Annotated in this window: 22 protein-coding genes, 2 pseudogenes and 1 riboswitch; of the genes and pseudogenes, 21 read left to right on the forward strand and 3 right to left on the reverse strand. The window is 69.1% G+C overall.

The window, feature by feature from the left end:
- A partial coding sequence (locus AB0898_RS31245; RefSeq protein WP_366806429.1) for a transposase occupies window positions 1–509 on the reverse strand: 509 nt, incomplete at its 3' end.
- Window positions 419–709 carry a winged helix-turn-helix domain-containing protein gene (locus AB0898_RS31250; RefSeq protein ID WP_366806430.1) on the reverse strand — a complete coding sequence of 97 codons (291 nt, stop codon included), beginning with the start codon at window positions 707–709 and terminating at the stop codon, window positions 419–421. The genes AB0898_RS31250 and AB0898_RS31245, both read right to left, overlap by 91 nt.
- Before the next feature lie 81 nt (window positions 710–790).
- On the opposite strand from AB0898_RS31250, the gene AB0898_RS31255 reads away from it, so the two are divergent.
- The 4 genes from AB0898_RS31255 (at window position 791) to AB0898_RS31270 (ending at window position 4,408) form a co-directional block, all read left to right on the forward strand.
- Complete coding sequence (locus AB0898_RS31255; RefSeq protein ID WP_366806431.1) at window positions 791–1,330, forward strand: hypothetical protein; 540 nt, start codon at window positions 791–793, stop codon at window positions 1,328–1,330.
- Window positions 1,331–1,483: 153 nt separating this feature from the next.
- Entirely contained in the window at window positions 1,484–2,440 is a 957-nt protein-coding gene (locus AB0898_RS31260; protein ID WP_366806432.1) for a DUF6881 domain-containing protein, read from the forward strand.
- Window positions 2,441–3,297: 857 nt separating this feature from the next.
- Complete coding sequence (locus tag AB0898_RS31265) at window positions 3,298–3,822, forward strand: DUF6881 domain-containing protein (RefSeq protein WP_366806433.1); 525 nt, start codon at window positions 3,298–3,300, stop codon at window positions 3,820–3,822.
- Between the two features lie 106 nt (window positions 3,823–3,928).
- Window positions 3,929–4,408, forward strand: coding sequence for a hypothetical protein (locus tag AB0898_RS31270; protein WP_366806434.1), 480 nt, complete (start codon window positions 3,929–3,931; stop codon window positions 4,406–4,408).
- A 682-nt stretch (window positions 4,409–5,090) separates the two neighbouring features.
- Here the strand turns inward: AB0898_RS31270 and AB0898_RS31275 are convergent.
- Window positions 5,091–5,379 (reverse strand): annotated as a pseudogene (locus AB0898_RS31275) (tyrosine-type recombinase/integrase); the annotation flags it as partial.
- Window positions 5,380–5,565: 186 nt separating this feature from the next.
- On the opposite strand from AB0898_RS31275, the gene AB0898_RS31280 reads away from it, so the two are divergent.
- From AB0898_RS31280 to AB0898_RS31360, 17 genes and pseudogenes are all read left to right on the forward strand, one after another.
- Window positions 5,566–5,847, forward strand: coding sequence for a hypothetical protein (locus tag AB0898_RS31280; RefSeq protein WP_366806435.1), 282 nt, complete (start codon window positions 5,566–5,568; stop codon window positions 5,845–5,847).
- A gap of 4 nt (window positions 5,848–5,851) precedes the next feature.
- Window positions 5,852–6,526, forward strand: coding sequence for a hypothetical protein (locus AB0898_RS31285; RefSeq protein ID WP_366806436.1), 675 nt, complete (start codon window positions 5,852–5,854; stop codon window positions 6,524–6,526).
- 166 nt (window positions 6,527–6,692) lie between these two features.
- Window positions 6,693–7,121, forward strand: coding sequence for an Imm1 family immunity protein (locus tag AB0898_RS31290; protein ID WP_366806437.1), 429 nt, complete (start codon window positions 6,693–6,695; stop codon window positions 7,119–7,121).
- Between the two features lie 534 nt (window positions 7,122–7,655).
- Window positions 7,656–8,483: a glycoside hydrolase domain-containing protein gene (locus tag AB0898_RS31295; protein WP_366806438.1), complete on the forward strand. Its 828-nt coding sequence runs from the start codon at window positions 7,656–7,658 to the stop codon at window positions 8,481–8,483.
- Window positions 8,484–8,581: 98 nt separating this feature from the next.
- Window positions 8,582–8,914: a hypothetical protein gene (locus AB0898_RS31300; RefSeq protein WP_366806439.1), complete on the forward strand. Its 333-nt coding sequence runs from the start codon at window positions 8,582–8,584 to the stop codon at window positions 8,912–8,914.
- 54 nt (window positions 8,915–8,968) lie between these two features.
- The gene (locus AB0898_RS31305) at window positions 8,969–9,616 is read left to right on the forward strand and encodes a hypothetical protein (protein WP_366806440.1); all 648 of its coding nucleotides are present in this window, start codon (window positions 8,969–8,971) and stop codon (window positions 9,614–9,616) included.
- 166 nt (window positions 9,617–9,782) lie between these two features.
- Window positions 9,783–10,421, forward strand: a complete 639-nt coding sequence (locus tag AB0898_RS31310) for a SurA N-terminal domain-containing protein (RefSeq protein ID WP_366806441.1) — start codon at window positions 9,783–9,785, stop codon at window positions 10,419–10,421.
- A gap of 99 nt (window positions 10,422–10,520) precedes the next feature.
- Complete coding sequence (locus tag AB0898_RS31315; RefSeq protein ID WP_366806442.1) at window positions 10,521–11,507, forward strand: nucleoside triphosphate pyrophosphohydrolase; 987 nt, start codon at window positions 10,521–10,523, stop codon at window positions 11,505–11,507.
- A gap of 51 nt (window positions 11,508–11,558) precedes the next feature.
- A complete protein-coding gene (locus AB0898_RS31320) occupies window positions 11,559–12,851 on the forward strand; it encodes a cytochrome P450 (protein ID WP_366806443.1) in 1,293 nt (430 codons plus the stop codon).
- 207 nt (window positions 12,852–13,058) lie between these two features.
- Window positions 13,059–14,093 (forward strand): transglycosylase family protein, encoded by a 1,035-nt coding sequence (locus tag AB0898_RS31325; RefSeq protein WP_366806444.1) that lies wholly within the window; start codon window positions 13,059–13,061, stop codon window positions 14,091–14,093.
- A 192-nt stretch (window positions 14,094–14,285) separates the two neighbouring features.
- Window positions 14,286–14,459, forward strand: a riboswitch (cyclic di-AMP (ydaO/yuaA leader).
- 3 nt (window positions 14,460–14,462) lie between these two features.
- Complete coding sequence (locus AB0898_RS31330; protein WP_366806445.1) at window positions 14,463–15,170, forward strand: transglycosylase family protein; 708 nt, start codon at window positions 14,463–14,465, stop codon at window positions 15,168–15,170.
- Window positions 15,171–15,555: 385 nt separating this feature from the next.
- Complete coding sequence (eno, locus tag AB0898_RS31335; RefSeq protein ID WP_366806446.1) at window positions 15,556–16,851, forward strand: phosphopyruvate hydratase; 1,296 nt, start codon at window positions 15,556–15,558, stop codon at window positions 16,849–16,851.
- Between the two features lie 151 nt (window positions 16,852–17,002).
- Window positions 17,003–17,479, forward strand: a complete 477-nt coding sequence (locus tag AB0898_RS31340; protein WP_366806447.1) for a septum formation initiator family protein — start codon at window positions 17,003–17,005, stop codon at window positions 17,477–17,479.
- Window positions 17,480–17,524: 45 nt separating this feature from the next.
- Window positions 17,525–17,926: pseudogene (locus tag AB0898_RS31345) on the forward strand (DUF501 domain-containing protein); the annotation flags it as partial.
- A 231-nt stretch (window positions 17,927–18,157) separates the two neighbouring features.
- On the forward strand, window positions 18,158–19,060 hold the full coding sequence (locus AB0898_RS31350) for a Ppx/GppA phosphatase family protein (RefSeq protein ID WP_366806458.1): 903 nt from the start codon (window positions 18,158–18,160) through the stop codon (window positions 19,058–19,060).
- Window positions 19,061–19,539: 479 nt separating this feature from the next.
- Window positions 19,540–20,922: an NAD(P)/FAD-dependent oxidoreductase gene (locus AB0898_RS31355; protein ID WP_366806448.1), complete on the forward strand. Its 1,383-nt coding sequence runs from the start codon at window positions 19,540–19,542 to the stop codon at window positions 20,920–20,922.
- Window positions 20,923–21,112: 190 nt separating this feature from the next.
- Window positions 21,113–22,402, forward strand: a complete 1,290-nt coding sequence (locus AB0898_RS31360; protein WP_366806449.1) for a cyclopropane-fatty-acyl-phospholipid synthase family protein — start codon at window positions 21,113–21,115, stop codon at window positions 22,400–22,402.
- The last annotated feature ends 26 nt before the right edge of the window (window positions 22,403–22,428 follow it).

The following is a 22,428-nucleotide window of genomic DNA, read 5'->3' on the forward strand; positions in this document are numbered from 1 at the left end:
GTGCGGGGCGCGAGGTTGGCCAGGGACTTCGTCAGGTGGGCCCAGACACCTTGGACGGGGTTGAGGTCGGGCGCGTACGGAGGCAGCTTGATGATGGTGAGCCCGTCGCTGTTGCGTTCGCGGAACTCCCGCAACGCCTCGACGTGATGGGCGCTGGCGTTGTCCCACACCACGATCAGCGGGGCACCCCCGAGTTGCCGGCGGGCTGAGGTCAGCAGGTCGGAGAACTCGCGGGCACGGAAGCCCTTCTTCTCGCCGGTACGACCGAGGTATGTCTGGGTCCGGTGGAGCAGCCTGGTCTCGCGGCCCGGTCTGACGCAGATCATCCCGGCCATCAGGACCCGGCCCGAGCCTTTCCCCGTCACCTTGATCAGCGGAGTCCGCCCGCGCGGCGACCAGGTCCGGCCTTTGCCGGGCTTCAGGTCCTGGCCGGCCTCGTCCTCGAAGACGATCCATGCGCCCAGGAGCTGGGCCGTCCTCTTACCCGTGACCACTGCTCCGTCCGCCACCGCTCTACGGCCTGCTCGTCGCGCTCGACGGTCCGGTGCGCGGGGACCTGCGGTGACCAGCCCAGCCGGTGCAGCAGATACGACACCCCGCGCGGGGTGTACCGGTAGCCGAGGCCGGCGACTCGGCGGCGGCGGATGCGACGGAGGCGGCGACGGCCAAGGCGGAGTCGGAGGGTGCGGGGACGCAGTCCCAGTAGCATTCGAACGAGGCGGGGCCTGCGGAGGAAGGGTCCACCAGCTGCCCGACCAAGCACAGCTTCACGGGTTCGACCCGCGTCCTGATGGCTGACGGCATGACGAAGGCCATCGACCAGGTCAAGGTCGGCGACACGATCGCCAACTCGGTACCGGGTGCCAAGGGCACGGAGGCGCACAAGGTCACCGATGTGATTGTGACACGCACGGACCGGGACTTCGTGGACCTGACCGTCAAGGACACGGCTAAGTCCGCCACCGAGCGTTCGCTGAAGGCAGGCCTCAAGCTCCTGACCAAGAAGGCGGCCCGCAAGGCGGCGTTCGGCCTGGCGGCCTCGGCCGCGATGCTGGGTGCCCTGTCGGGCGGGCACGGTCATGGTGACGCGCACGAGCCGGCGACGGCGCCGGTGGCGGCGGTCAGCGCGACTTCCCACGACGCCCACCTGACGACAACCTTCCACCACCCCTTCTACGACGAGACCCAGTCCGCCTTCACCGAAGCCAAGGACCTCAAGGCCGGTGACGTCCTCCAGACGCCGACGGGCACGACCGAGGTCACCGGTGTCCGTCTTGACCTACGACCTCACCATCGGCACCCTCCACACCTACTGTGCGCAGGCTGGTGACACACCGGTGCTCGTCCACAACGGCTCGATTGACCGCAGCGAGGACGTTCCAAAAGGTGGAGAACAAGGAAAACTCCACGCTCGCACTCGCCAAGGTGTGGAACAACAAAACGGGGACCTGTTGTGAGGATCGACAGAATACGAGAATCTACGGTGACCACCGGCGCCTTGTGCCTGATGCGCTTGCTGCCGCTGCTTGACGTGCTCGAGTCCCCGGTGCGACAGCCGGTCGATGACGTCATTCGCGGCTGCCTGGGCTCCGGTGGGATCGCAGACAGCGTCCTGATCAGCCTCGATGAATTCTGCGAAGCAGTCGGTCAGATGCAGGACTTCGACCGTCCGGCCTTCTTCGAGCGGAGCATCGCCGGTATCGCCTTGATTGCGGCCGGAGTTGGGCGGACGCACTCGTCTCCGGCAGATGTGAGGATCTCGGAGCGGGCGATCGGGGTGTGGGGTGCATTGGCTCGCCTGGTGTGCGATCAGATGCAGGCACTGACGCTTCCAGCCAGTGCTGACTTTGCGGAACGGGAGCGCATTGCTCAGCGAGAGGACGAGTATGCGCTGACCTCACGCGAAGGCGATCCGATGGCGGTCACCCGGCGCGCTGATCAACTGGCTTTGGCCGGCGCCGAGATGACGGCTGAGCTGGCCAAGTTGTTGACGTTGCTTGGATGGCGCCCCTCCGAGCCTTGTGGCCTGCGATGCACCTGGCCCGTTTGTGAGCCATCAGCGGAAAACTGCGTACGCCATCGCGAGTTTCAACCGCAGCAGACGCTGGCCGCCCGACTCCGACGGAAGCACGGTGCGGAGCCCAGGCCCTGGTATTTGATCTCCATGGACCTTGCCTCGGATGATGACGAGCCGTTTGAGTTCGTCACAGAGATCGGGGCAGACGGGTACGAATTGCGCAAAGTTGCCCAGTACATGGACGGCCGACTCGTCTGCGTTGATCGGGAGCATCAGATGCGGGGCGGAGTGGCGCTCGACTCGGAGCGCGTTCCGTCGTGGACGGAGCTTGAAGCCAATAACGATCTGCATGTCGAAGAGACGTCTGCGGAATTTTTCGAGCAACGTTGGAAAGACGGGCTCGCACGCTTCATTGGGCACTGATCTCTGGATGGCAAAGAAGAGCCCCACCGGATTTGCTTTCCGGCGGGGCTCTTTGCATTGGCGTAGGGCACCGGCGACCTGGGGCATGGACACGGTCGGCTGCGCAGCGGCCGCGGGTGCCGAGTCGGTCGATCAGACCGCCGAACGGTACGGCCGTATGCCCAAGTCATCGGACATGAATCGTGACCCCAGCCCTTACGTGCTGGTCCACTTCGAAAATCCGAAGACAGGCGCCGGGACTATCGGTGAAACAGCCGAGGTTCATCTCGCCCGACTACCCGCTGCACGGACGCGAACTGGCCATGTCAGCAGCGGAGATCGCCGCATGGGGGGCTGAGGTAATCTGCTGATGCCGACCTGGCGTGAGGGGGCTACCGTGCACGGTGGAGTGTTCGGCCTCATCCGTACATTGCCGTTGCTCGACGTGCTTGGATCTCCGATCAAGCACGCGACGGAAAGCGTTGTCGAGGGTTCCCTGTCCGGCGATCCGGTGCACGACGCGGTGCTGATTGCGCTGGACGACTACTGCCAGGCCGTCGCAGAACCAGTCGATGCGTACCACCCGGTGTATCTGCAGTCGTGTGTGGCCTCGCTCGCCATTCTCGTGAGCGAGGCTCAGTGGCCGAGGTATTACCTGACACCCAGGTCCCCGCACGACCAGGCGGAGTCGGTGTGGCAGACGTTCGACGCGAGTCTGGCCCGTGCGCGGGGAGTGTCCGCTTGGGCGTTGTCGGATTCGGCCTTCGCGGCGGAGGAGCGCTCCTGGCGGGAGGCTGACGAGCAGGCCCTCGCTCGCGGCGCGGCGGATCCGCCGGAGCTCCCCCGCCACCTCGGACCTGCTGAGAGGCAGGTCCGAGGTGACCCGGTCAACACTGGCCGAACTCGTAACGGAGTTCGGATGGAAGCCGGCCGGGCCGTGCGGCGGAAGCTGCGACTGGCCGACCTGTCACGCCGAACGGAGCAACTGCGTAAAGTTCAGCCCGTTTCAGCAGACCCTCGCCGGCGAGCTGCGTCGGCGGCAAGGGGCGGAGCCGAAGACGTGGTACCTGCACACGGGGTACTCGGGCCCGATGGACGAGAAGCCGCATGAGTGTCTCACCGAGGTCGGCGTCGGCGGATATGAGCAGCGCAAGGTGGCGTACTACGGCGATGGGACCGTCGAGTGGGCCGACGTGAGCGAGGGTTCGGGCAGGCTCGCTCTGAGCTGTGCACCTGTGCCGGCCTTTGAGGAGCTCGGCGCTCGCAACGATTCCTGGGCCAGGGAGACCACTGCTCAGCATTTCGAGGGGCAGTGGGGCCGAGGTCAGGGAAAATCCGTACAAGCCTTTCTTGCCGGAGTCCATGATGGAGAATCCTCACGCAGTGTTGGCCGCCAGTCTTGAACGGGCTTCTCGATGGGGGTTGGCGGCCAGCGGTCTGGCATGTATTCACAGAGCCTCGCCCTTGCTTGCATCAGCAGATGTGATTCCGAGAGATGACCGCCTGCTTGTGGACAGCATGCAGAGGCTGCTGGCACAGCCTTCTGATCCTGATCGAGTCCTCGAATTGATCACGGATCTTCGCCCTGCCGTTTCCGCATACAGTGCAGATCCTGAGACTGGGGAGCTGCCGGAGGAATCCGACGAGGCCGAGCTGCTTGCGATGGCATCAGAGATGATCCTCAGGGCAGGTCGGGGATTTGATGACGAGAAGCTGCAGGAGTGGTCTGAATGGTGTTCTACGCTCATCCTTGACATTGCCCAGCAATTGGACGGCATGGAACTGCAGACTGTTGAGATCGAAGGGGCATCACTGACTGGCCCCTGCGGGGATTTGACTCCGTTGGAATCAAAGGAACTTGTAACTCAACTTAATATTCTGCGCGAACTTGAGGATTCGAGCCAGGAAGGTTCAGGGAGAGTCGTTGCGCTTTCGACAGCAATGCATCAACTGTTCGCAAGGGCCGCGCAGGAAGTAATCGCCAGGTAAGAGATTTATAACGCGATTATTTTCGGATCATGGCCTATGCCCTGACAGATTGGCGTGGAGTTTCATGGGACGAGGCATCCGGATTTACTGTCCCGAAGGCGCAATGAGGTGCGTAAGGTGCGGACTTGTTGACGGGGGTGGGGCATGCTGAGGGGGTGGCCACATGTCCGACAACGGAAATAAGCGAACTGCCCATGCTGTGGTATCCCAGTTGATGGATCGCAACGGCATCACCAGCGGGCCAACCTCGGATGAGCTGTGGAGTGTTATATTCAGGGTCGCTACTCCTAAAAAGGCAGGCCACAGCATGGATGTTGGGGAGATTGCCTCGATGTTGCGAGGGTGTTGACGGGAGTGGCGATGGTGGATATTGAGCTACTAATGGATCAGCTGGGGAGGGCTGGCGTCACTGTCCTCCTCAAGGTTGACCATGAGCGCACGCAAACAGGATATAAGCCCTGGACGATGGTGATGTCGGGTCCAGGGCTGGGTGAGCGCGAATTGATTCGCACGGACGCGCCTACTCTGCAGAATTGCCTGAAGTACTGCCTTCGAGAGCTGAGTACGTGTCCCGGTGATTGGGGATGGCTGGAGCCGTATTCGTAGGTGAATTGAGAGGCCCCGCCGGAAAGAATTTCCGGCGGGGCCTCTGGCGCGTTTGACGGCAACGGTGACGGCAACGTCAGCGGACGACGGCTGTGGCAGGTGGGTCGTTGGGGTCGTTGCCGGTGGGGCTGAGTGCGTTGCTGAGGGTGTCGATGGCTTGGTGTTGGAGGCGGAGGCGTACGTGGGCGTAGACGCCGGCGGTGACGCCGATGTGTGCGTGGCCGAGGAGTTCCTTGATGACGACGAGGTCGACGCCTTGTTCCAGGAGCAGGGTGGCGGTTGAGTGGCGGAGGTCGTGGAAGCGGATGCGGCGAAGCCCGGGCCGAGCAGCAGAGCGTGGTGAAGAGCCAGGTCAGGTTCGATGGGGCGACGGCCATGTCGTCCGTCGGCGCGCAGACGTACCCGCTGGCCGGTTCGACCAGGGGCTTGCCGTCGGGCCGGCCGAGTGCGCGCCCCTCCGTGGACGGCGGTGGCGTCGGGGAGGCCGGTTCGCAGGTCGGCGGCGTGCGGACCTGGTGGTGAGGTGTGTCGAAACGTTCGGCAGCCTCTGGGTGTCTGACCGCAAGACGCCGCCCGAGACCGATCCGCAGGTGCTGAGCGACTCGCATGCGGCGGTGAATGCGCTGGAGAGCGTGGCCTTTGAGCTTGGCCGGATGGATGATTCCGGGCGGGCGGAATTCACGGAGGCCATCGGCCGAGGTGCGGACTCGGCGGATTCTGCTCAGCGGGAGTGGATCCGGGACCTTCCGCGAAACCTGGGAATCTGCAAGGCGGTCGGTCGGGATGAGGAGCTGCCGACGCCGTTCCGGGTGACACACTCGCCATCGAGGTGAAGCCATGACGAAATCAGGTGTCCCCACGGCTCGACGGGTCACGGCGGAGTGGGCTGTCGCGCTGCCCGGGTTCGATGCCTGGAGGCCGTTGCGCCTGGTCCGCCGGGTCGGTCCGGTTGTCCAGGGGGTCTGTCTCGACCGGACGACGTCCGGCGACGGGTACACACCGACGGCGCATGTGCACGCGCTGACGCGGGAGTTTCCGGTGGTGTCCCTCACGCTGGGGCAGCGTCTGGAGGGTTCGTCGGGGCAGCCGGAGAGCGTGCTCTTCGCCAGGCACGAGAGTGAGTATCGGAGGGCCGTCGACGCTCTCCGCGGGCAGAGCGTGCTGTCCCTGGGTGAGGAGCCTCCGTCGCTGGAACAGATCGTCAGGGCCTACCACTCGGCTGTTTCCGCGCGCTACGACAGGGGACTCCCGCCGGCCGTGGTGGAGATGGAGGACAGCGTCCTCGTCGCGGCGGCGGCCGGCCGGGCGGACCTTCTCCAGGAGGGGCTGGCGCTCGCCGGTGAGCTGGCCGGCCTGTGGCCGAAGCACAGGCTCCCTCTCGACTGGCCGGGCGCAGCACGGTGGTTGGAGGGGCTGCGCGCCAGAGCCGCAGACGGCGCCCTGCGCGCGACGATTGACCATCAGATCGCCCAGCACAGGCTCGCCGAAGTTCGCGACTGCCTCGCGGTCTGAGAGCTTGCTCGCCGACGGGCCTGAAGCATGCGGACCGCTTCCGTGACCGCCCTACGGCGGGCCCCCCTCCGCTACGGGACGTACAAGCGCCGTACGGGCGAAGGCCGGTGGTACCTTCAGCCCTCCCCGACAGGTGAGACGCCACGTTGCCTTCCCGGAGTGTTTGATGACGATCAAGGGGCTTGAGGCGCAGTTCCAGGCCGAGGACACCAGAACTCGCGCTCTGCTCGGCAGTGCGGATGACGTGGACTCGTTCATTGACGCCCTGCTCAATGGGCGGCATGAGCGTAATTGCGCCGTGGTCTATTCGCTTGACCGCCCCACGCTTCCCTCGGGATATCGAGATCACGAGTTGGCGGTAGGGGTCGACAGGGTTGCCCAGGTGGGTGCGCTGACTCTTGCGGCCGATGACGGTTACGTGTCGAAGGGCTCGACGGACCGTGGGATCGGCGAATACATGCTCCTCGGGCATGTGCGGGAGTTCATGCCCGGCTCGGAGATTCCCCTTGAGCTTGTCCGCCGGGCGGTGAAGGAGTTTCTCAGCAGTGGCGGCCGGGTTCCGGCGTGCGTCGAATGGCAGGCGGAAGAGTTCTGAGTCTGCTGTCGAGCGGGCTGGACGCGTGGCTCGCCGCGGATGCCGGGCGCGGGCCCGGGGGTCGTCTTCGGGTCATGCCTCTGCGAGAAGAGCCGGGGACGCCGGTGACCGCAGCTGGAGCGCCGGCTCGCACCCTTTTCGGCGCGGGGTATCCCCAGGGAGTCCTGGCCGTCCCGGCCGACGGTACCCGTGACCCCGTGACCCCGTGACCCCGTGACCCCGTGACCCCGTGACCCCGTGACCCCGTGACCCCGTGACCCCCGTGACCCCGCGCCCGCCGACCGGACAGCGCCGCTCACCACGTCACGCGGCGCACCGCCCCTCCCGGCCGCAACACCCGCAGCCCCACGAAGATTTACTACGCCTTGAGAAGAACTTGTGTCTCCTGCGGGGGAGATTTTCCGATCATGGTGGCGGCGTGGGCTATCTTGCGATCCGCTCTGTAGGTCAGGGACGCGTCAAGCGCGTCGGGCCGGAGTGAAGCCGTGGCGCGCCTCTCGCGCGTCGTACGCCGTCATCGTGAATGGGGTGGGGATGTCCAGCCATCGGTTGTCCAAGAAGGGCCGTTACATCGCATGGGCGACGGCGGGGGCCGCCGTTCTCGCGGGTGCGGGGATCGCAGCGCAGTCCTCGATGGCCGCCACCACCTGGCCGGCGCAGAAGACCTTCACGGGCCGCGCCTTCGACACCTGCACCGCCCCGTCCACCAGCGCCATGAAGGCGTGGAACACCGGCTTCTACGGTGCCGCCGCCGTGTACGTCGGTGGCAAGAACCGCGGCTGCAACCAGCCGAACCTCACCGCGTCCTGGGTCAAGTCCGTGAACTCCATGGGCTGGAAGCTCATCCCGATCTACGTCGGCGCCCAGCCGCCGTGCCAGACGAGCTCCAACCCGGAGAAGCTGACCGCGTCCACCGCCACGTCCCTCGGCGCGAGCGACGCCAAGGACGCGGCGGCCAAGGCGTCGGCGCTCGGCATGAAGGCCGGCAGCCCGATCTACCTCGACATGGAGCCGTACGACGTCACGGACAAGGCGTGCAACGACGCCGTGCTGTCGTACGTCCGCTCCTTCTCCAAGACACTGCGCGACAAGGTCTACCGCTCGGGCTACTACGGCTTCACCAGCTCCAGCGCCAAGGCCATCGCCACGGCGTCCGACAAGACGGACCTGCCGGGCAACCTCTGGTACGCGCTGTGGGACAAGAAGAACACGACCACCTCGGACTGGCCGTGGGGCTCCACCCAGTTCACCGGTCACAGCCGTGGCCACCAGTACATGGTCAACAGCAAGGAGACGCGCGGCGGTTACACGATCACCGTGGACCGCGACGCGTGGGACGCGCCGGTCGCCATCGTCGGCTGAGCAGGGCTGAGCAGGGCTGAGCAGGGCTGAACCGGTTCGTCGGGGCCGGTGGACGGCCAGTCGACGGCCAGTCGACGTCAGTGAACAAGGAGCAGAGGATGAAGGTCGCCGTTGCCGGGCCGGTGTCGTACCGGTCGTACGCCGCACGGGCGGGAGCGGCGGCCCTGCCTCTGCTCAGTCTGGGGCTGCTGTGCCCCGTACCGTCCCTCCTCCTCGCCCTGCGGCGGCGCACCCGCGCCGACTGGTGGGCGTTCGCGGGCTTCAGCGTGGTGCTGGCCGCCTGGATATCGCAGATCGAGCTCACCCCGGTCGACACGCACGGAGTGCTGTTCGGCGTCGATGTGCTGCTGATCCTGCTGTCCATGGCGGGCGCCTCGCTGCACGCGTGGGCGGTCTGGCCGGAGCCGGCGCGGCCGGTACAGGAACACTGAGGACCTCGTGGGTACGAAGGCAGGCAAGTAGCGGTGGCCAAGCAGGTCCGACAGGTGTCGCAGACTCGTTCCGCCCGGAAGCCGGAGGACGGCCGGGGGCGGCTCGCCGTACTGGGACGCGCCGCCGTCGTGTGGCTCCGGTCGCTGAGCGCGCGCACCATGGCGCTCGCGGGCGGGGCGCTCGCCGTTGTCGCCGCCCTGGTGGTGGCCGGTGTCCTCCTCTTCGGGGGTGACGACCGGCCGCCCATCCCCGAGACCCGCGCGCGGCACTACACGGAGACCGACGCCTGTCTGCTCACCGGTGAGAAGGGCATCACCGCCGGGACCACGGCCGCCGAGGTCTGGCAGGGCATGCAGGACGCGTCGCTCAAGACGCACGCGCGCGTGAGCTACACGCCGGTCATGGGGGAGCAGAGCACCGGCAACGCGCGGCCGTTCCTCAACGGGATGCTCCAGCGCTCCTGCGAGGTCGTCCTCGCCGTCGGCCGGCCGGAGCTCACGGCCGCCGCCCAGGCCGCGCCGGAACACCGCAAGGTGGGCTTCCTCCTCGTCGGCGCCAAGGACGGCGACAAGGACGGCGACAAGGAGGGCGCGAAGGGCGGCGACAAGGACGGCGCGAACGTGACCGAGGTCCGCACCGGCCACGGCCTGCGCGCCGCCGTCGCCGCCTCCGTGGAGCACGCGGTGGACGACCGGAACTGAGAGGTACGGGCGGCCGGTCACACGGCTGGGCTGTCCTCGGGGCGCGGCGGTGCCCGAACTCGTGGTGAATCGTTGGTCCTATGGGTTGGCCGGAGCTGATCGGCTGCCTACCATCGATCACCGCAAGACCTTGTGCACCGCCGCACAAACTCCTCAGGAGGTCCCCTTGCACCGCCGCCGTCGCTCCGCGCTCGTCCTCTCCGCCGCGATCGCCGCCGCGGCACCTCTCCTCACCGCCTGCGGGAGCGACGCCCACCCGGGCGCGGCCGCGGTCGTCGGCGGGCAGCGCATCACCGTCGCCCAGCTGGAGAACCGGGTGAACGAGGTACGGGCGGCCCAGCGGGCCTCGGCGCCCGACGAGACGCAGTACCAGCAGGTCCTCGCCTCCACCGGCAGCCTCACCCGCGACACCCTGCACACCATGGTGCTCGACCAGGTGCTGGCGCGCGCCTCCCACGACGCGGGCGTCACCGTCTCCCGCAAGGAGGTCCAGAAGCTGCGCGCCGACCTTGAGAAGCAGGCGGGCGGCGCCAAGGGCCTGGAGGCGGCCTGGCTGCAGAAGTACGGCATCGCCCCCGAGCGCCTCGACGACAACCTCCGCCTCCAGATCGAGGCCCAGAAGCTCGCGGCGAAGCTCGGCACCGACACCACCCAGCCCGCCTTCTGGAAGGCCCTGTCGGAGGCGTCGAAGCAGCTCCACATCGACCTCAACCCGCGCTACGGCAGCTGGGACGCGACCAGGAGCAGCCGGGTGGACGCCAAGACGCCGTGGGTACGGGACGCGACGGCGACGCGGTCGGCCTAGCGGCCCAGCGGATCAGGTGACAGTCCTACGATCACAGGACTCCCCACCCCCTGTGGACAACTCGCGACGCCCCTCCGCACCGTGGGTTACGTTCGGATCGTGAACGAAACCAGCACCGAAGCCGCCCCCGGCCGCATCGTCCTGCTCACCACCAGCCACCGCGTGGCGCCCGGACTGCTGTCCTGGCCCGCCTGGCAGGCCCTGCACGCCGCCGACGCCGTGCTGTGCGCCGACGGCGCGCACCCGCAGGTGCCGTATCTGCGCGAGGCCGGTATAGCGGTGTCGGAGGCGGCCCCGGCCGCCGAGGAGCTGGTCGACGCCTGCGCGGGCGGCCGCACGGTGGTGGTCGTGGCCACGGGTGAGGGCGAGCCCGCCCTCACCGACGGGCTGGCCCGCCTGGCCGGCTCCGGCCGGGTGCGGATGCCCGACCTGGAGCTGCTGCCCGCCTCCTACGACCTGCCGGGCGCCCGCCTCCTCGACCTCGTGCAGGTCATGGACCGCATCCGCGCCGAGTGCCCCTGGTCCTCCCGGCAGACTCACGAGGGCCTGGCCAAGTACGGCATCGAGGAGGCGTACGAAATGGTCGAGGCGATCGAGGCGGGCGACCGCGAGGAGCTGCGGGAGGAGCTGGGCGACGTGCTGCTCCAGGTCGTCTTCCACGCCCGCATCGCCGCCGAGGACCCCGACGCCCCCTTCGACATCGACGACGTCGCCGGGGGCATCGTCGCCAAGCTCATCCACCGCCACCCGCACGTCTTCGGCGACGAGACGGCCGAGACCCCGGAGGACGTCAAGCGGCACTGGCAGCGCACCAAGGCCGAGGAGAAGCAGCGCACCTCGGTGACCGAGGGCGTCCCGCTCGGCCAGCCCGGTCTCGCCCTGGCCGCCAAGCTCTCCTCCCGCGCCCGCACCGCGCACCTCGACGTACCCCTTCCCCAGGGCGACGGCATCGGTTACGAACTCCTGGCCCTGGCCGCCCGCGCCGAGTCCGAGGGGGTCGACCCCGAGGCGGCGCTGCGAGCGGCCGCACGGGTCTACCGGGATGCGATACGTACGGCGGAGGGGAACGGTTCAGACGCCGCGTAACCGAGGAGCCTGGCCGGGTGTCCCTCCCCGCCTCCGGGATACCGTCGACCTGTGACCGAGCAGCCCTCCTCCGACCGTCCCGGCGAGCCCGCCCCCGACCTCTTCACCTGGGAGTTCGCCACCGACCCCTATCCCGCCTACGCCTGGCTGCGGGAGCACGCGCCCGTGCACCGCACCCGGCTGCCCAGCGGGGTGGAGGCCTGGCTCGTCACGCGGTACGCCGACGCCCGGCAGGCGCTCGCCGACCCGCGGCTCAGCAAGAACCCGGCGCATCACGACGAGCCCGCGCACGCCAAGGGCAAGACCGGCATCCCCGGTGAGCGCAAGGCGGACCTGATGACGCACCTGCTGAACATCGACCCGCCGGACCACACCCGGCTGCGCCGGCTGGTCAGCAAGGCGTTCACCCCGCGCCGGGTGGCCGAGTTCGCGCCCCGGGTGCAGCAGCTGACCGACGACCTCATCGGGGCCTTCGCCGCGAAGGGCTCCGCCGACCTCATCCACGACTTCGCCTTCCCGCTGCCCATCTACGCCATCTGCGACCTGCTCGGCGTCCCCCGCGAGGACCAGGACGACTTCCGGGACTGGGCGGGCATGATGATCCGTCACGGCGGCGGCCCCCGGGGCGGGGTGGCGCGGTCGGTCAAGAAGATGCGCGGATATCTGGCCGAACTCATCCACCGCAAGCGGGCCGCGCTGCCCGCCGAACCCGCCCCCGGCGAGGACCTGATCTCGGGCCTCATCCGCGCCTCGGACCACGGTGAGCACCTGACCGAGAACGAGGCCGCGGCGATGGCGTTCATCCTGCTGTTCGCCGGCTTTGAGACCACCGTTAATTTGATCGGTAATGGCACACTTGTTCTACTCACTCACCCCGAGGAGCGCGCCAGGCTCCAGCGCTCGCTGGCGGCGGGGGAGACCGGTCTGCTCCAGACCGGCGTGGAGGAACTCCTGCGCTACGACGGCCCGGTGGAGCTGGCCACCTGGCGGTTCGCCACCGAGCCGATCGCCCTCGGCGGCCAGGAGATCGCCGCCGGCGACCCGGTGCTGGTGGTGCTGGCGGCGGCGGACCGCGACCCGGCGCGGTTCGCGGAACCCGACACGCTGGACCTCGCCCGCGCCGACAATCAGCACCTCGGGTACGGCCACGGGATCCACTACTGCCTGGGTGCCCCGCTCGCCCGGCTTGAGGGGCAGACCGCGCTGGCCACCCTGTTCACCCGGCTGCCCGGTCTGCGACTCGCCGTCGAACCGGCCGAACTGCGCTGGCGGGGCGGGCTCATCATGCGGGGCCTGCGCACGCTCCCGGTGGAGTTCACACCGGTGGCACAGGCCCACGAGTGAGCCGGACCGCGTGCGCGGTCCATCAGCCCTACCCACGGAACACGCACCGGCAAACAGGAACATGACGGACACTCAACGATGTGATCTTCACGTGATCTGTGCGGCATGAACTTGTGACAAGCGATCGTCTGCCTATACGTTCACCCATCAGTGTGGCGCCGAGCACCACTCGCCACGCCGTACTGCTGTCGTACGAAAGGCCCCCGTATGCTCTCCGGGAACGGTCGTCACCGTCGCCCCCGCCAGGCTCCGGCGCTCCTCGTCGCGGCCGGTGTGACCACCTCCGCCATCGCGATCCCGCTCCTCGGCGCGGCGAGCGCCCACGCGGCCGACGGCACCACCTGGGACAAGGTGGCCGAATGCGAAAGCGGCGGCTCCTGGAGCGCCAGCACGGGCAACGGCTACTTCGGCGGTCTCCAGATCTCGCAGGACGACTGGGCCAAGTACGGCGGCGACCAGTACGCGGCCACCGCCGACCAGGCCAGCCGGTCCCAGCAGATCTCCGTCGCCGAGAAGATCCTCGCCGACCAGGGCACCACGCACTGGGCGACCTGCGCCCTGACGGCCGGCCTGACCTCCGACTCCGCTTCGGTGAACGTGGACACGGGGGTCGCGGACACCGCCTCCCCGAGCGCCGGTTCCACGGACGGCAAGGACAGCGCCTCGCCGTCCGCGTCGGATTCCTCCGGTAAGTCCGACTCGTCCGACGCGGACAAGGCGTCGGACTCGCCCACCGCGTCGCCCTCGTCCGACTCCTCCGCCGACGCCTCGGCCAAGCCGTCGCAGGGCAAGGACAAGGACGCCGACGCCAAGGACGCCGCCAAGGGCAAGGACAAGGGCGCCAAGTCCGGCGCCTCCGCCTCGGCCGACGCCCCGGCCGCGTCCGGCGGCTACTCCGCCCCGGCCTCCGAGGAGTCGGAGGACGCCTGGCAGGACGGCGGCTCCTGGAGCCTCGTCGACACCGGCGCGCTCTCCGGCGGCGGCCGGCACCGCGGCGGCAGCGCGGACGAGAACGTGACGAGCGATCAGAAGGCGGACAGCAGCGGGCGTCACGCGCTGCCCTCCCCGGCCACATACACCATCCACGAGGGCGACACGCTGGAGTCCATCGCCGACTCCCTTGGTGTCGACGGCGGCTGGCAGGCGCTCTACTCCGCGAACAAGAAGGCCATCGGCGGCGACCCGGACGACCTCGTCCTTGGTCAGACGCTCAAGGTGCCCGGCGGGACGGACGGCAAGTAGCCCGATTTGGGCCGGGATTGACGTCCCTCTTCTGGCCGTATGTCCTATTTGGCGAAAGTGTGGGATGAGTCTCAGAGGCCCTGATCGTCTTTGAAATTCCCCTGTGTCCGTGTCTACGGTCAGTCCGCTCGTCACCACGAGCCCCGATGGCCGGCACGCCGAATCCTGCCAGCGGTCACCCGGGAACAGTCGACGCGTCAAGCGCCGCCGGCAGGAGCGGGGGAACCAAGGTAAGTGCCCGGACCGGTGATTGACGCCGGAGCGGGCTTGGGGTGAAGCCACCCCCTCCACGACGGGGAGGGTGGCCGGGCAACTCAACCGGCCCGAACCCGACAGCTCACCTCGCAGGCGTCGGTGAGGGGATCGACCATGCTGTTTTCCAGCAAGGGCACGCACCGTCGCCCGGCCAAGGCCGTCCGCACCCTCGCGCTCGCCGGTGTCGCCGGCGCCGCGATCGCCGGTCCGCTGATGGCGGCCGGCAGCGCCTCCGCCGCCACCGCCTCCGAGTGGGACGCCGTCGCCCAGTGCGAGTCCGGCGGCAACTGGGCCGTCAACACCGGCAACGGCTACTACGGCGGCCTGCAGTTCTCCGCCGCCACCTGGGCCGCGTACGGCGGCACGCAGTACTCCGCCACGGCCGACAAGGCCACCAAGGACCAGCAGATCACCATCGCCGAGAAGGTGCTCGCCGCCCAGGGCAAGGGCGCCTGGCCGGTCTGCGGCACGGGCCTGTCCAGCACGCCGTACAGCTCCGCCGCCGCGAGCACCCCGTCCACCTCGGCGACGACCACCACGGGCACCGCCAAGGCCACGACGGACGCCGCCGCGCGCACCACCGCCCCGGAGACGGCCTCGCGCTCCGCGAGCCGTACCGCGCCCCAGACCGTCACCACCCCGACCGGCCAGAAGGTCAAGAAGGGCGACGGCGAGTACAAGGTCGTCAAGGGCGACACGCTCAGCACCATCGCCACGAAGCACCACGTCAAGGGCGGCTGGAAGAAGCTGTTCGACCTCAACAAGGACATCGTCCAGAAGGCCGACCTCATCTACCCCGGCCAGATGCTGCACCTGAAGTAGCGGCCCCGCGCCCGCTCGCCGGGCGCCCCCGCACCCGCTCACCGCACCGCCCCCCCACGCGCATACGGCGCCGCGGTGAGCCCCCTTCCCCCCACCGGGCCCCGCACCGGCGCGTGTTCCCCCGTACGCGCCGGAGCGGGGCTTCCCGGGACCCCGGGCCGCTCCGGGGGTCCGTATCGGACCGTCCGGTACCGGCCACCGCACCACCCCGCTGGCCAGACCCCCTGACACCCCTTTGTTCCGGGCGTGAACAATGAGTACGGTCTCCCTGTCCACGGGACGGTCGGTCGACGGCCGACACCCCGGGGACGGTTAGGCTCTAGTCGCAAGGCAGTGCCGTAAGGCACACCGCCCCGCACATCTCAGCGTCACATCCAAGAAGGAGATGCTCGTGCCGTCCATCGACGTCGTCGTAGCCCGGGAAATCCTGGACTCCCGAGGCAACCCCACGGTCGAGGTCGAGGTCGGCCTCGACGACGGCAGCACGGGTCGTGCCGCCGTTCCGTCCGGCGCCTCCACCGGTGCCTTCGAGGCCATCGAGCTCCGTGACGGCGACCCCAACCGCTACCAGGGCAAGGGTGTCGAGAAGGCCGTCCTCGCCGTCATCGAGCAGATCGGCCCGGAGCTGGTCGGCTACGACGCCACCGAGCAGCGCCTGATCGACCAGGCCATGTTCGACCTGGACGCCACCGACAACAAGGGCTCGCTCGGCGCCAACGCCATCCTCGGCGTCTCCCTTGCCGTCGCCCACGCCGCCTCCGAGGCCAGCGACCTGCCGCTGTTCCGCTACCTGGGCGGCCCCAACGCGCACCTGCTGCCGGTGCCGATGATGAACATCCTCAACGGCGGCTCGCACGCGGACTCCAACGTGGACATCCAGGAGTTCATGATCGCGCCCATCGGCGCGGAGTCCTTCTCCGAGGCCGTCCGCTGGGGCGCCGAGGTCTACCACACCCTCAAGAAGGTCCTGAAGCGCAAGGGTCTGGCCACCGGCCTGGGCGACGAGGGCGGCTTCGCCCCGAACCTCGGCTCCAACCGCGAGGCCCTCGACCTCATCATCGAGGCCATCCAGGAGGCCGGTTACGTCCCCGGCGAGCAGGTCGCCCTGGCGCTCGACGTCGCCGCGTCCGAGTTCTACAAGGACGGCAAGTACCTCTTCGAGGGCAAGGAGCGCTCCGCCGCCGAGATGACGGAGTACTACGAGGAGCTGGTGGCGGCCTACCCGCTGGTCTCCATCGAGGACCCGCTGTTCGAGGACGACTGGGCCGGCTGGAAGGTCCTGACCGACCGCCTCGGCGACAAGGTGCAGATCGTCGGTGACGACCTGTTCGTCACCAACCCCGAGCGCCTGGCCCGCGGCATCGAGGAGGGCATCGCCAACGCCCTGCTGGTCAAGGTCAACCAGATCGGTTCGCTGACCGAGACCCTGGACGCCGTCGAGATGGCCCAGCGCAACGGCTACAAGTGCATGATGTCCCACCGCTCCGGCGAGACCGAGGACGTCACCATCGCCGACCTCGCCGTCGCCACCAACTGCGGCCAGATCAAGACCGGCGCCCCGGCCCGCTCCGAGCGCGTCGCCAAGTACAACCAGCTCCTGCGCATCGAGGAGATCCTCGACGACGCCGCGGTCTACGCCGGCCGCAGCGCGTTCCCGCGGTTTCGCTCTGCGAACCAGTAGGCACAGCAAGGGCTGAGCATCGCCATAAGGGCTCGGCTCTCCGACGAGGGCTGAGCCCGCGCGGGAGTCCGCTCCCGCCAGTCGTCCTACGTCCCCGGACCCGGTCCCGTACCGTGTCCGGGGACGTACGCGTGCACGGGAGGCGGGGAAGATGGCCACGAGGGACCGGGACCGTTTCTCCACCACGACCAGGCTGCGGCTGCTCGGCGAGCAGACCGCGGCCCGCGTCTACCGCTCCCAGACCAAGCGCCAGGCCCGCCGCTCCCGGCTCACCGGCCGCGCCGCCCTGCTCGCCATGGTGCTGTGCTCGCTGATCGTCGCCCTCGCCTACCCGATGCGGCAGTACGTCTCCCAGCGCGCCGAGATCGCCGACCTCCAGCGCCGCCAGCAGCAGGCCCGCGCCCGCGTCGAGGAACTGCGCGACATCAAGGCGCGCTGGCAGGACGACGCCTACGCCGAACAGCAGATCCGGCGCAGGCTGCACTACGTGCTGCCCGGCGAGACGGGGTACGTGGTCGTCGACCCCGGCGCGGCGAAGCAGTCCCGCGCCGACAAGGGGGCCGACCGCCGGCCCTGGTACGCCAACGTCTGGGACGGCGTCGACAAGGCCGACGCCTCCGACCGGTGACCGGCATCCGCCGGTGACCCCTAGAAAGCCACTCTGGAAGCAGTCATGGAAACGCCCCCGCCGCCCACTCCGCGCACCGAGCCCACCGCAGCCGACGTGGAGGCCTTCAAGCAGCAGCTCGGCCGTCCGCCGCGCGGTCTGCGGGCCATCGCCCACCGGTGCCCCTGCGGACAGCCGGACGTCGTGGAGACGGCCCCCCGGCTGCCCGACGGCACGCCCTTCCCGACGACGTACTACCTGACGTGCCCGCGCGCCGCCTCGGCGATCGGCACGCTGGAGGCGAACGGCGTCATGAAGGAGATGACCGAGCGGCTGGGGACCGACCCCGAGCTGGCCGCCGCCTACCGTGCCGCGCACGAGGACTACATCCGGCGCCGCGACGAGATCGAGGTCCTCGCGGGCTTCCCCAGCGCGGGCGGCATGCCCGACCGGGTGAAGTGCCTGCACGTCCTCGTCGCCCACTCGCTGGCCGCGGGCCCCGGGGTGAACCCGCTGGGCGACGAGACGATCGCGATGCTGCCCGAGTGGTGGGCGAAGGGCCCGTGCGTGACGCCCGAGGGCGGGACGTGCGGTACGGCCGCCCAGGAGACGGGCTCGCAGGAGACGGCCGCGCAGGCCGCCCAGCGGTCCGACGACGGCTTCACCCGGGTCGCCGCCGTCGACTGCGGCACCAACTCCATCCGGCTGCTCGTCGCCGACGTGAACGCGGAGACGGGTGAGCTGCGCGAGCTGGACCGCCGTATGACCATCGTGCGGCTCGGCCAGGGCGTCGACCGCACCGGCCGCCTCGCCCCCGAGGCGCTGGAGCGGACCTTCGCCGCGTGCCGCGAGTACGCCGGGGTCATCCGCGAACTGGGCGCCGAGAAGGTGCGGTTCGTGGCCACCTCCGCCTCCCGCGACGCGGAGAACCGGGACGAGTTCACGCGCGGTGTCGTGGACATCCTCGGCGTCGAGCCCGAGGTCGTCTCCGGCGACCAGGAGGCCGGGTTCTCCTTCACCGGCGCCACCAAGGAGCTGACCGGCGGCGACGGCTTCGCCACGCCCTACCTGGTGGTGGACATCGGCGGCGGCTCCACCGAGTTCGTCGTCGGCGACGACCGGGTGCGGGCCGCGCGTTCCGTGGACGTCGGCTGCGTGCGCATGACCGAGCGCCACCTCGTCGAGGACGGCAAGGTCACCGACCCGCCCACGGCCGAGCAGGTCGCCGCCATGCGGGCCGACATCGAGGCCGCGCTGGACCTGGCCGAGAAGACCGTCCCGCTGCGCGACGCGCGCACCCTGGTGGGCCTGGCCGGCTCGGTCACCACCGTGTCCGCGATCGACCAGGAGCTGCCGGAGTACGACTCCGCGCGCATCCACCACTCCCGCATGACGCGCGGCCGCGTCCGCCAGATCACCGAGTGGCTGCTGTCCTCCACCCACGCCGAGCGCGCCGAGGTGCCCTCGATGCACCCGGGCCGGGTCGACGTGATCGGCGCGGGCGCGCTGGTGCTGCTCGCCGTCATGGAGCGCGTCGGCGCCGAGGAGGTCGTCGTCAGCGAGCACGACATTCTGGACGGTATCGCCTTCTCCCTGGCATAGCGCTCAAGGGGCCGCTGCCCGTACTGCCGTGTGCGGACGGCTCGTTACCGTCCGGTAGCGAGCGGCTGAGCAGGACGGACGACGGATGAGCAGGGTCGCGGGGTGGCCGACACGCCGCTTCGCGACCCCTCGCCGGAAACCTTCGTGAAGTTCTTCACAAGGATTTCGACCCCCGGGGGCAACACAAGGGGCCGCATTGACCCATTCGGGGGCTCAACGGCCCTTGGAGGGTGCTCACGAGAGCATTGCGAGGGTGTTTCGCGGAGGTGTCCGAGGGGTCCTCGGAGGGTGATCCGCGAGGGTGCCGAGAACCCGGAGGGCCAGCTCACGCGGCCTTGACAACGGGTCAGAACGACCTTGGGTTCCCGGTGCGGAACATGATCTGTGTCACGTGAGCGGCGGAGGATAACACAGGCCCTCTCCAACCTTGTGAAGGGGCGCACGAGCTACCCCTCAGGGGCAGGTGGATACTCGATGCCATGAGCACCACGGAGCGTCCCAGGATCCTCGTAGTAGGCGGTGGGTACGTAGGCCTGTACGCAGCTCGGCGCATCCTCAAGCAGATGCGCTACGGCGAGGCGACCGTCACGGTTGTCGACCCCCGGTCGTACATGACCTACCAGCCCTTCCTGCCCGAAGCCGCCGCCGGCAACATCTCGCCCCGGCACGTCGTCGTCCCGCTGCGACGCGTGCTGCCGAAGGCCGAGGTCCTCACCGGCCGGGTCACCACCATCGACCAGGAGCGCAAGGTCGCGACCATCGCCCCGCTCGTGGGCGAGGCGTACGAACTTCCCTTCGACTACCTGGTCGTCGCGCTCGGCGCGGTCTCCCGTACCTTCCCGATCCCCGGCCTCGCCGAGCAGGGCATCGGCATGAAGGGCATCGAGGAGTCCATCGGCCTGCGCAACCACGTCCTGGAGCAGCTGGACAAGGCCGACTCCACGACCGACGAGGAGATCCGCCGCAAGGCGCTCACCTTCGTCTTCATCGGCGGTGGCTTCGCGGGCGCGGAGACCATCGGCGAGGTCGAGGACATGGTCCGCGACGCCGCCAAGTACTACAAGAACGTGTCCCGCGAGGACATGCGGTTCATCCTGGTCGACGCCGCCGACAAGATCCTTCCCGAGGTCGGCCCGAAGCTCGGCCAGTACGGCAAGGAGCACCTGGAGAGCCGGGGCGTGGAGATCTACCTCTCCACCTCCATGGACTCCTGCGTCGACGGCCACGTCGTGCTGAAGAACGGCCTTGAGGTCGACTCCGACACCATCGTGTGGACCGCGGGCGTCAAGCCCAACCCGGCGCTGGCCCGCTACGGCCTGCCGCTCGGCCCGCGCGGTCACGTCGACTGCGAGCCCACGCTCCAGGTCAAGGGCACGGACTACATCTGGGCCGCCGGTGACAACGCCCAGGTCCCCGACCTCGTCGGCCGCAAGGCGGGCAACGAGAACGCCTGGTGCCCGCCGAACGCCCAGCACGCGCTGCGCCAGGCCAAGGTCCTCGGCGACAACGTGGTCTCCGGCATGCGGGGCTTCCCGCAGAAGGAGTACGAGCACGCCAACAAGGGTGCCGTCGCGGGTCTCGGTCTGCACAAGGGCGTCGCGATGATCGTCCTGGGCAAGACGAAGATCAAGCTCAAGGGCCGTCTCGCCTGGTACATGCACCGCGGCTACCACGGCCTCGCGATGCCGACCTGGAACCGCAAGATCCGTATCTTCGCGGACTGGACGCTCGCCATGTTCCTCAAGCGCGAGGTCGTCTCGCTCGGCGCCATGGAGCACCCGCGCGAGGAGTTCTACGAGGCCGCCAAGCCGGCCCCGGCTCCCGCCGCCGCCAAGACCGAGGAGAAGGCCAAGGCCTCCTGACCTCCGGTCACCGGTTCCCTCCGAAGGGCCTCCCCGCTGTCCGTGGTGCGGGGGGCCCTTCGGCGTTTTCCGCCGCCGTGCGGCCTACGCTCTTTTGCCCTGTTGTAACTCCATTGCGGGACTGTGCCGGGTAGCCATGTCGTTTAAGTGGTAACGGACATCCGGGATTGCCGTCTTGGAGGTGTGCGCCATGGCCGACGCCGCGTCGCGACTGGTGAGTGTTGCCGAGCAGTTGCTGGGAGCCCCGCTCCCGGTGCGGATCCGTGCCTGGGACGGTTCCCAGGCGGGCCCGCCGAACGTTCCCGTAGTCGTCCTGCGCAACCGCCGGGCGCTGCGCCGGATCCTCTTCAAGCCCGGGGAGCTGGGTCTCGCCCGCGCGTGGGTCTCCGGCGACCTGGACATCGAGGGCGACCTGTACAGCGCGCTCGGCGCGATCGCCGGGCTGGTCTGGGAGCGCGGGGAGGACTCCCGCACCCTCGCCCAGGCACTGCGTGACCCCGTCGTCCGGGCGGGTGTACGGGACCTGCTGCGGCTCGCCGGACCCCCGCTGCCGCCCGCCCCGCCGCGCGAGGAGGTCCGCCCCCGCCGCCATCTGCACACCCGGCGCACCGACAGGCGGGCCATCAGCCACCACTACGACGTGGGCAACGACTTCTACGGACTCGTCCTCGGCCCGTCCATGGTCTACTCCTGCGCCTACTGGGAGGACGGCGGCACCCTGGAGTCCGCCCAGCGCGACAAGCTCGAACTGGTCTGCCGCAAGCTCGGCCTGAAGCCCGGTCAGCGGCTGCTCGACGTCGGCTGCGGCTGGGGCTCGATGGCCATCCACGCCGCCCGCGAGCACGGCGTGAGCGTCGTCGGCGTCACCCTCTCCCAGGAACAGGCCGCCTACGCCCGTAAACGCGTCGCCGACGAGGGCCTGACCGACCGGGTGGAGATCCGCGTCCAGGACTACCGCGACGTGCGCGACGGACCCTACGACGCGATCTCCTCCATCGGCATGGCCGAGCACGTGGGCGCCGAACGCTATCTGGAGTACGCGAGCGATCTGCACGGCCTGCTGAAGCCCGGCGGCCGGCTGCTCAACCACCAGATCGCCCGCCGCCCGCAGCGCGACGAGTCGACGTACGAGGTCGACCGGTTCATCGACGCCTACGTCTTCCCCGACGGCGAACTCGCCCCGCTCGGCACCACCGTCACCCAGCTGGAGCGCGCCGGGTTCGAGGTACGGGACGTGGACGTGCTGCGCGAGCACTACGCGCTGACCCTGCGCGCCTGGGTCACCCGTCTGGAGGAGGACTGGGAGCGGGCGGTACGGCTCGCCGGGGACGGCCGCGCCCGGGTCTGGCGACTGTACATGGCGGCCTCCGCGCTCGCCTTCGAGCGCAACCGGATCGGCGTCAACCAGGTCCTCGCCGTCCGCACCCCGGAGCCGGGCACCTCGGGGCTCCCGCTGCGGCCGCGCACCTGGCACGGCTGACCGCACGCGGTTCCGGCGCGTGAAGG

It is taken from the genome of Streptomyces sp. NPDC005435 (assembly GCF_040703155.1).
GTDB lineage: Bacteria > Actinomycetota > Actinomycetes > Streptomycetales > Streptomycetaceae > Streptomyces.

Bases quoted from the DNA above. Each gene is read 5' to 3' on its own strand.
- AB0898_RS31355 (WP_366806448.1), top strand. From the start codon at position 19,540: ATGAGCACCACGGAGCGTCCCAGGATCCTCGTAGTAGGCGGTGGGTAC.
- AB0898_RS31360 (WP_366806449.1), top strand. From the start codon at position 21,113: ATGGCCGACGCCGCGTCGCGACTGGTGAGTGTTGCCGAGCAGTTGCTG.
- AB0898_RS31295 (WP_366806438.1), top strand. From the start codon at position 7,656: ATGTCCAGCCATCGGTTGTCCAAGAAGGGCCGTTACATCGCATGGGCG.
- AB0898_RS31300 (WP_366806439.1), top strand. From the start codon at position 8,582: ATGAAGGTCGCCGTTGCCGGGCCGGTGTCGTACCGGTCGTACGCCGCA.
- AB0898_RS31250 (WP_366806430.1), bottom strand. From the start codon at position 709: ATGCTACTGGGACTGCGTCCCCGCACCCTCCGACTCCGCCTTGGCCGT.
- AB0898_RS31325 (WP_366806444.1), top strand. From the start codon at position 13,059: ATGCTCTCCGGGAACGGTCGTCACCGTCGCCCCCGCCAGGCTCCGGCG.
- AB0898_RS31255 (WP_366806431.1), top strand. From the start codon at position 791: ATGGCTGACGGCATGACGAAGGCCATCGACCAGGTCAAGGTCGGCGAC.
- eno (WP_366806446.1), top strand. From the start codon at position 15,556: ATGCTCGTGCCGTCCATCGACGTCGTCGTAGCCCGGGAAATCCTGGAC.
- AB0898_RS31285 (WP_366806436.1), top strand. From the start codon at position 5,852: ATGACGAAATCAGGTGTCCCCACGGCTCGACGGGTCACGGCGGAGTGG.
- AB0898_RS31340 (WP_366806447.1), top strand. From the start codon at position 17,003: ATGGCCACGAGGGACCGGGACCGTTTCTCCACCACGACCAGGCTGCGG.
- AB0898_RS31290 (WP_366806437.1), top strand. From the start codon at position 6,693: ATGACGATCAAGGGGCTTGAGGCGCAGTTCCAGGCCGAGGACACCAGA.
- AB0898_RS31330 (WP_366806445.1), top strand. From the start codon at position 14,463: ATGCTGTTTTCCAGCAAGGGCACGCACCGTCGCCCGGCCAAGGCCGTC.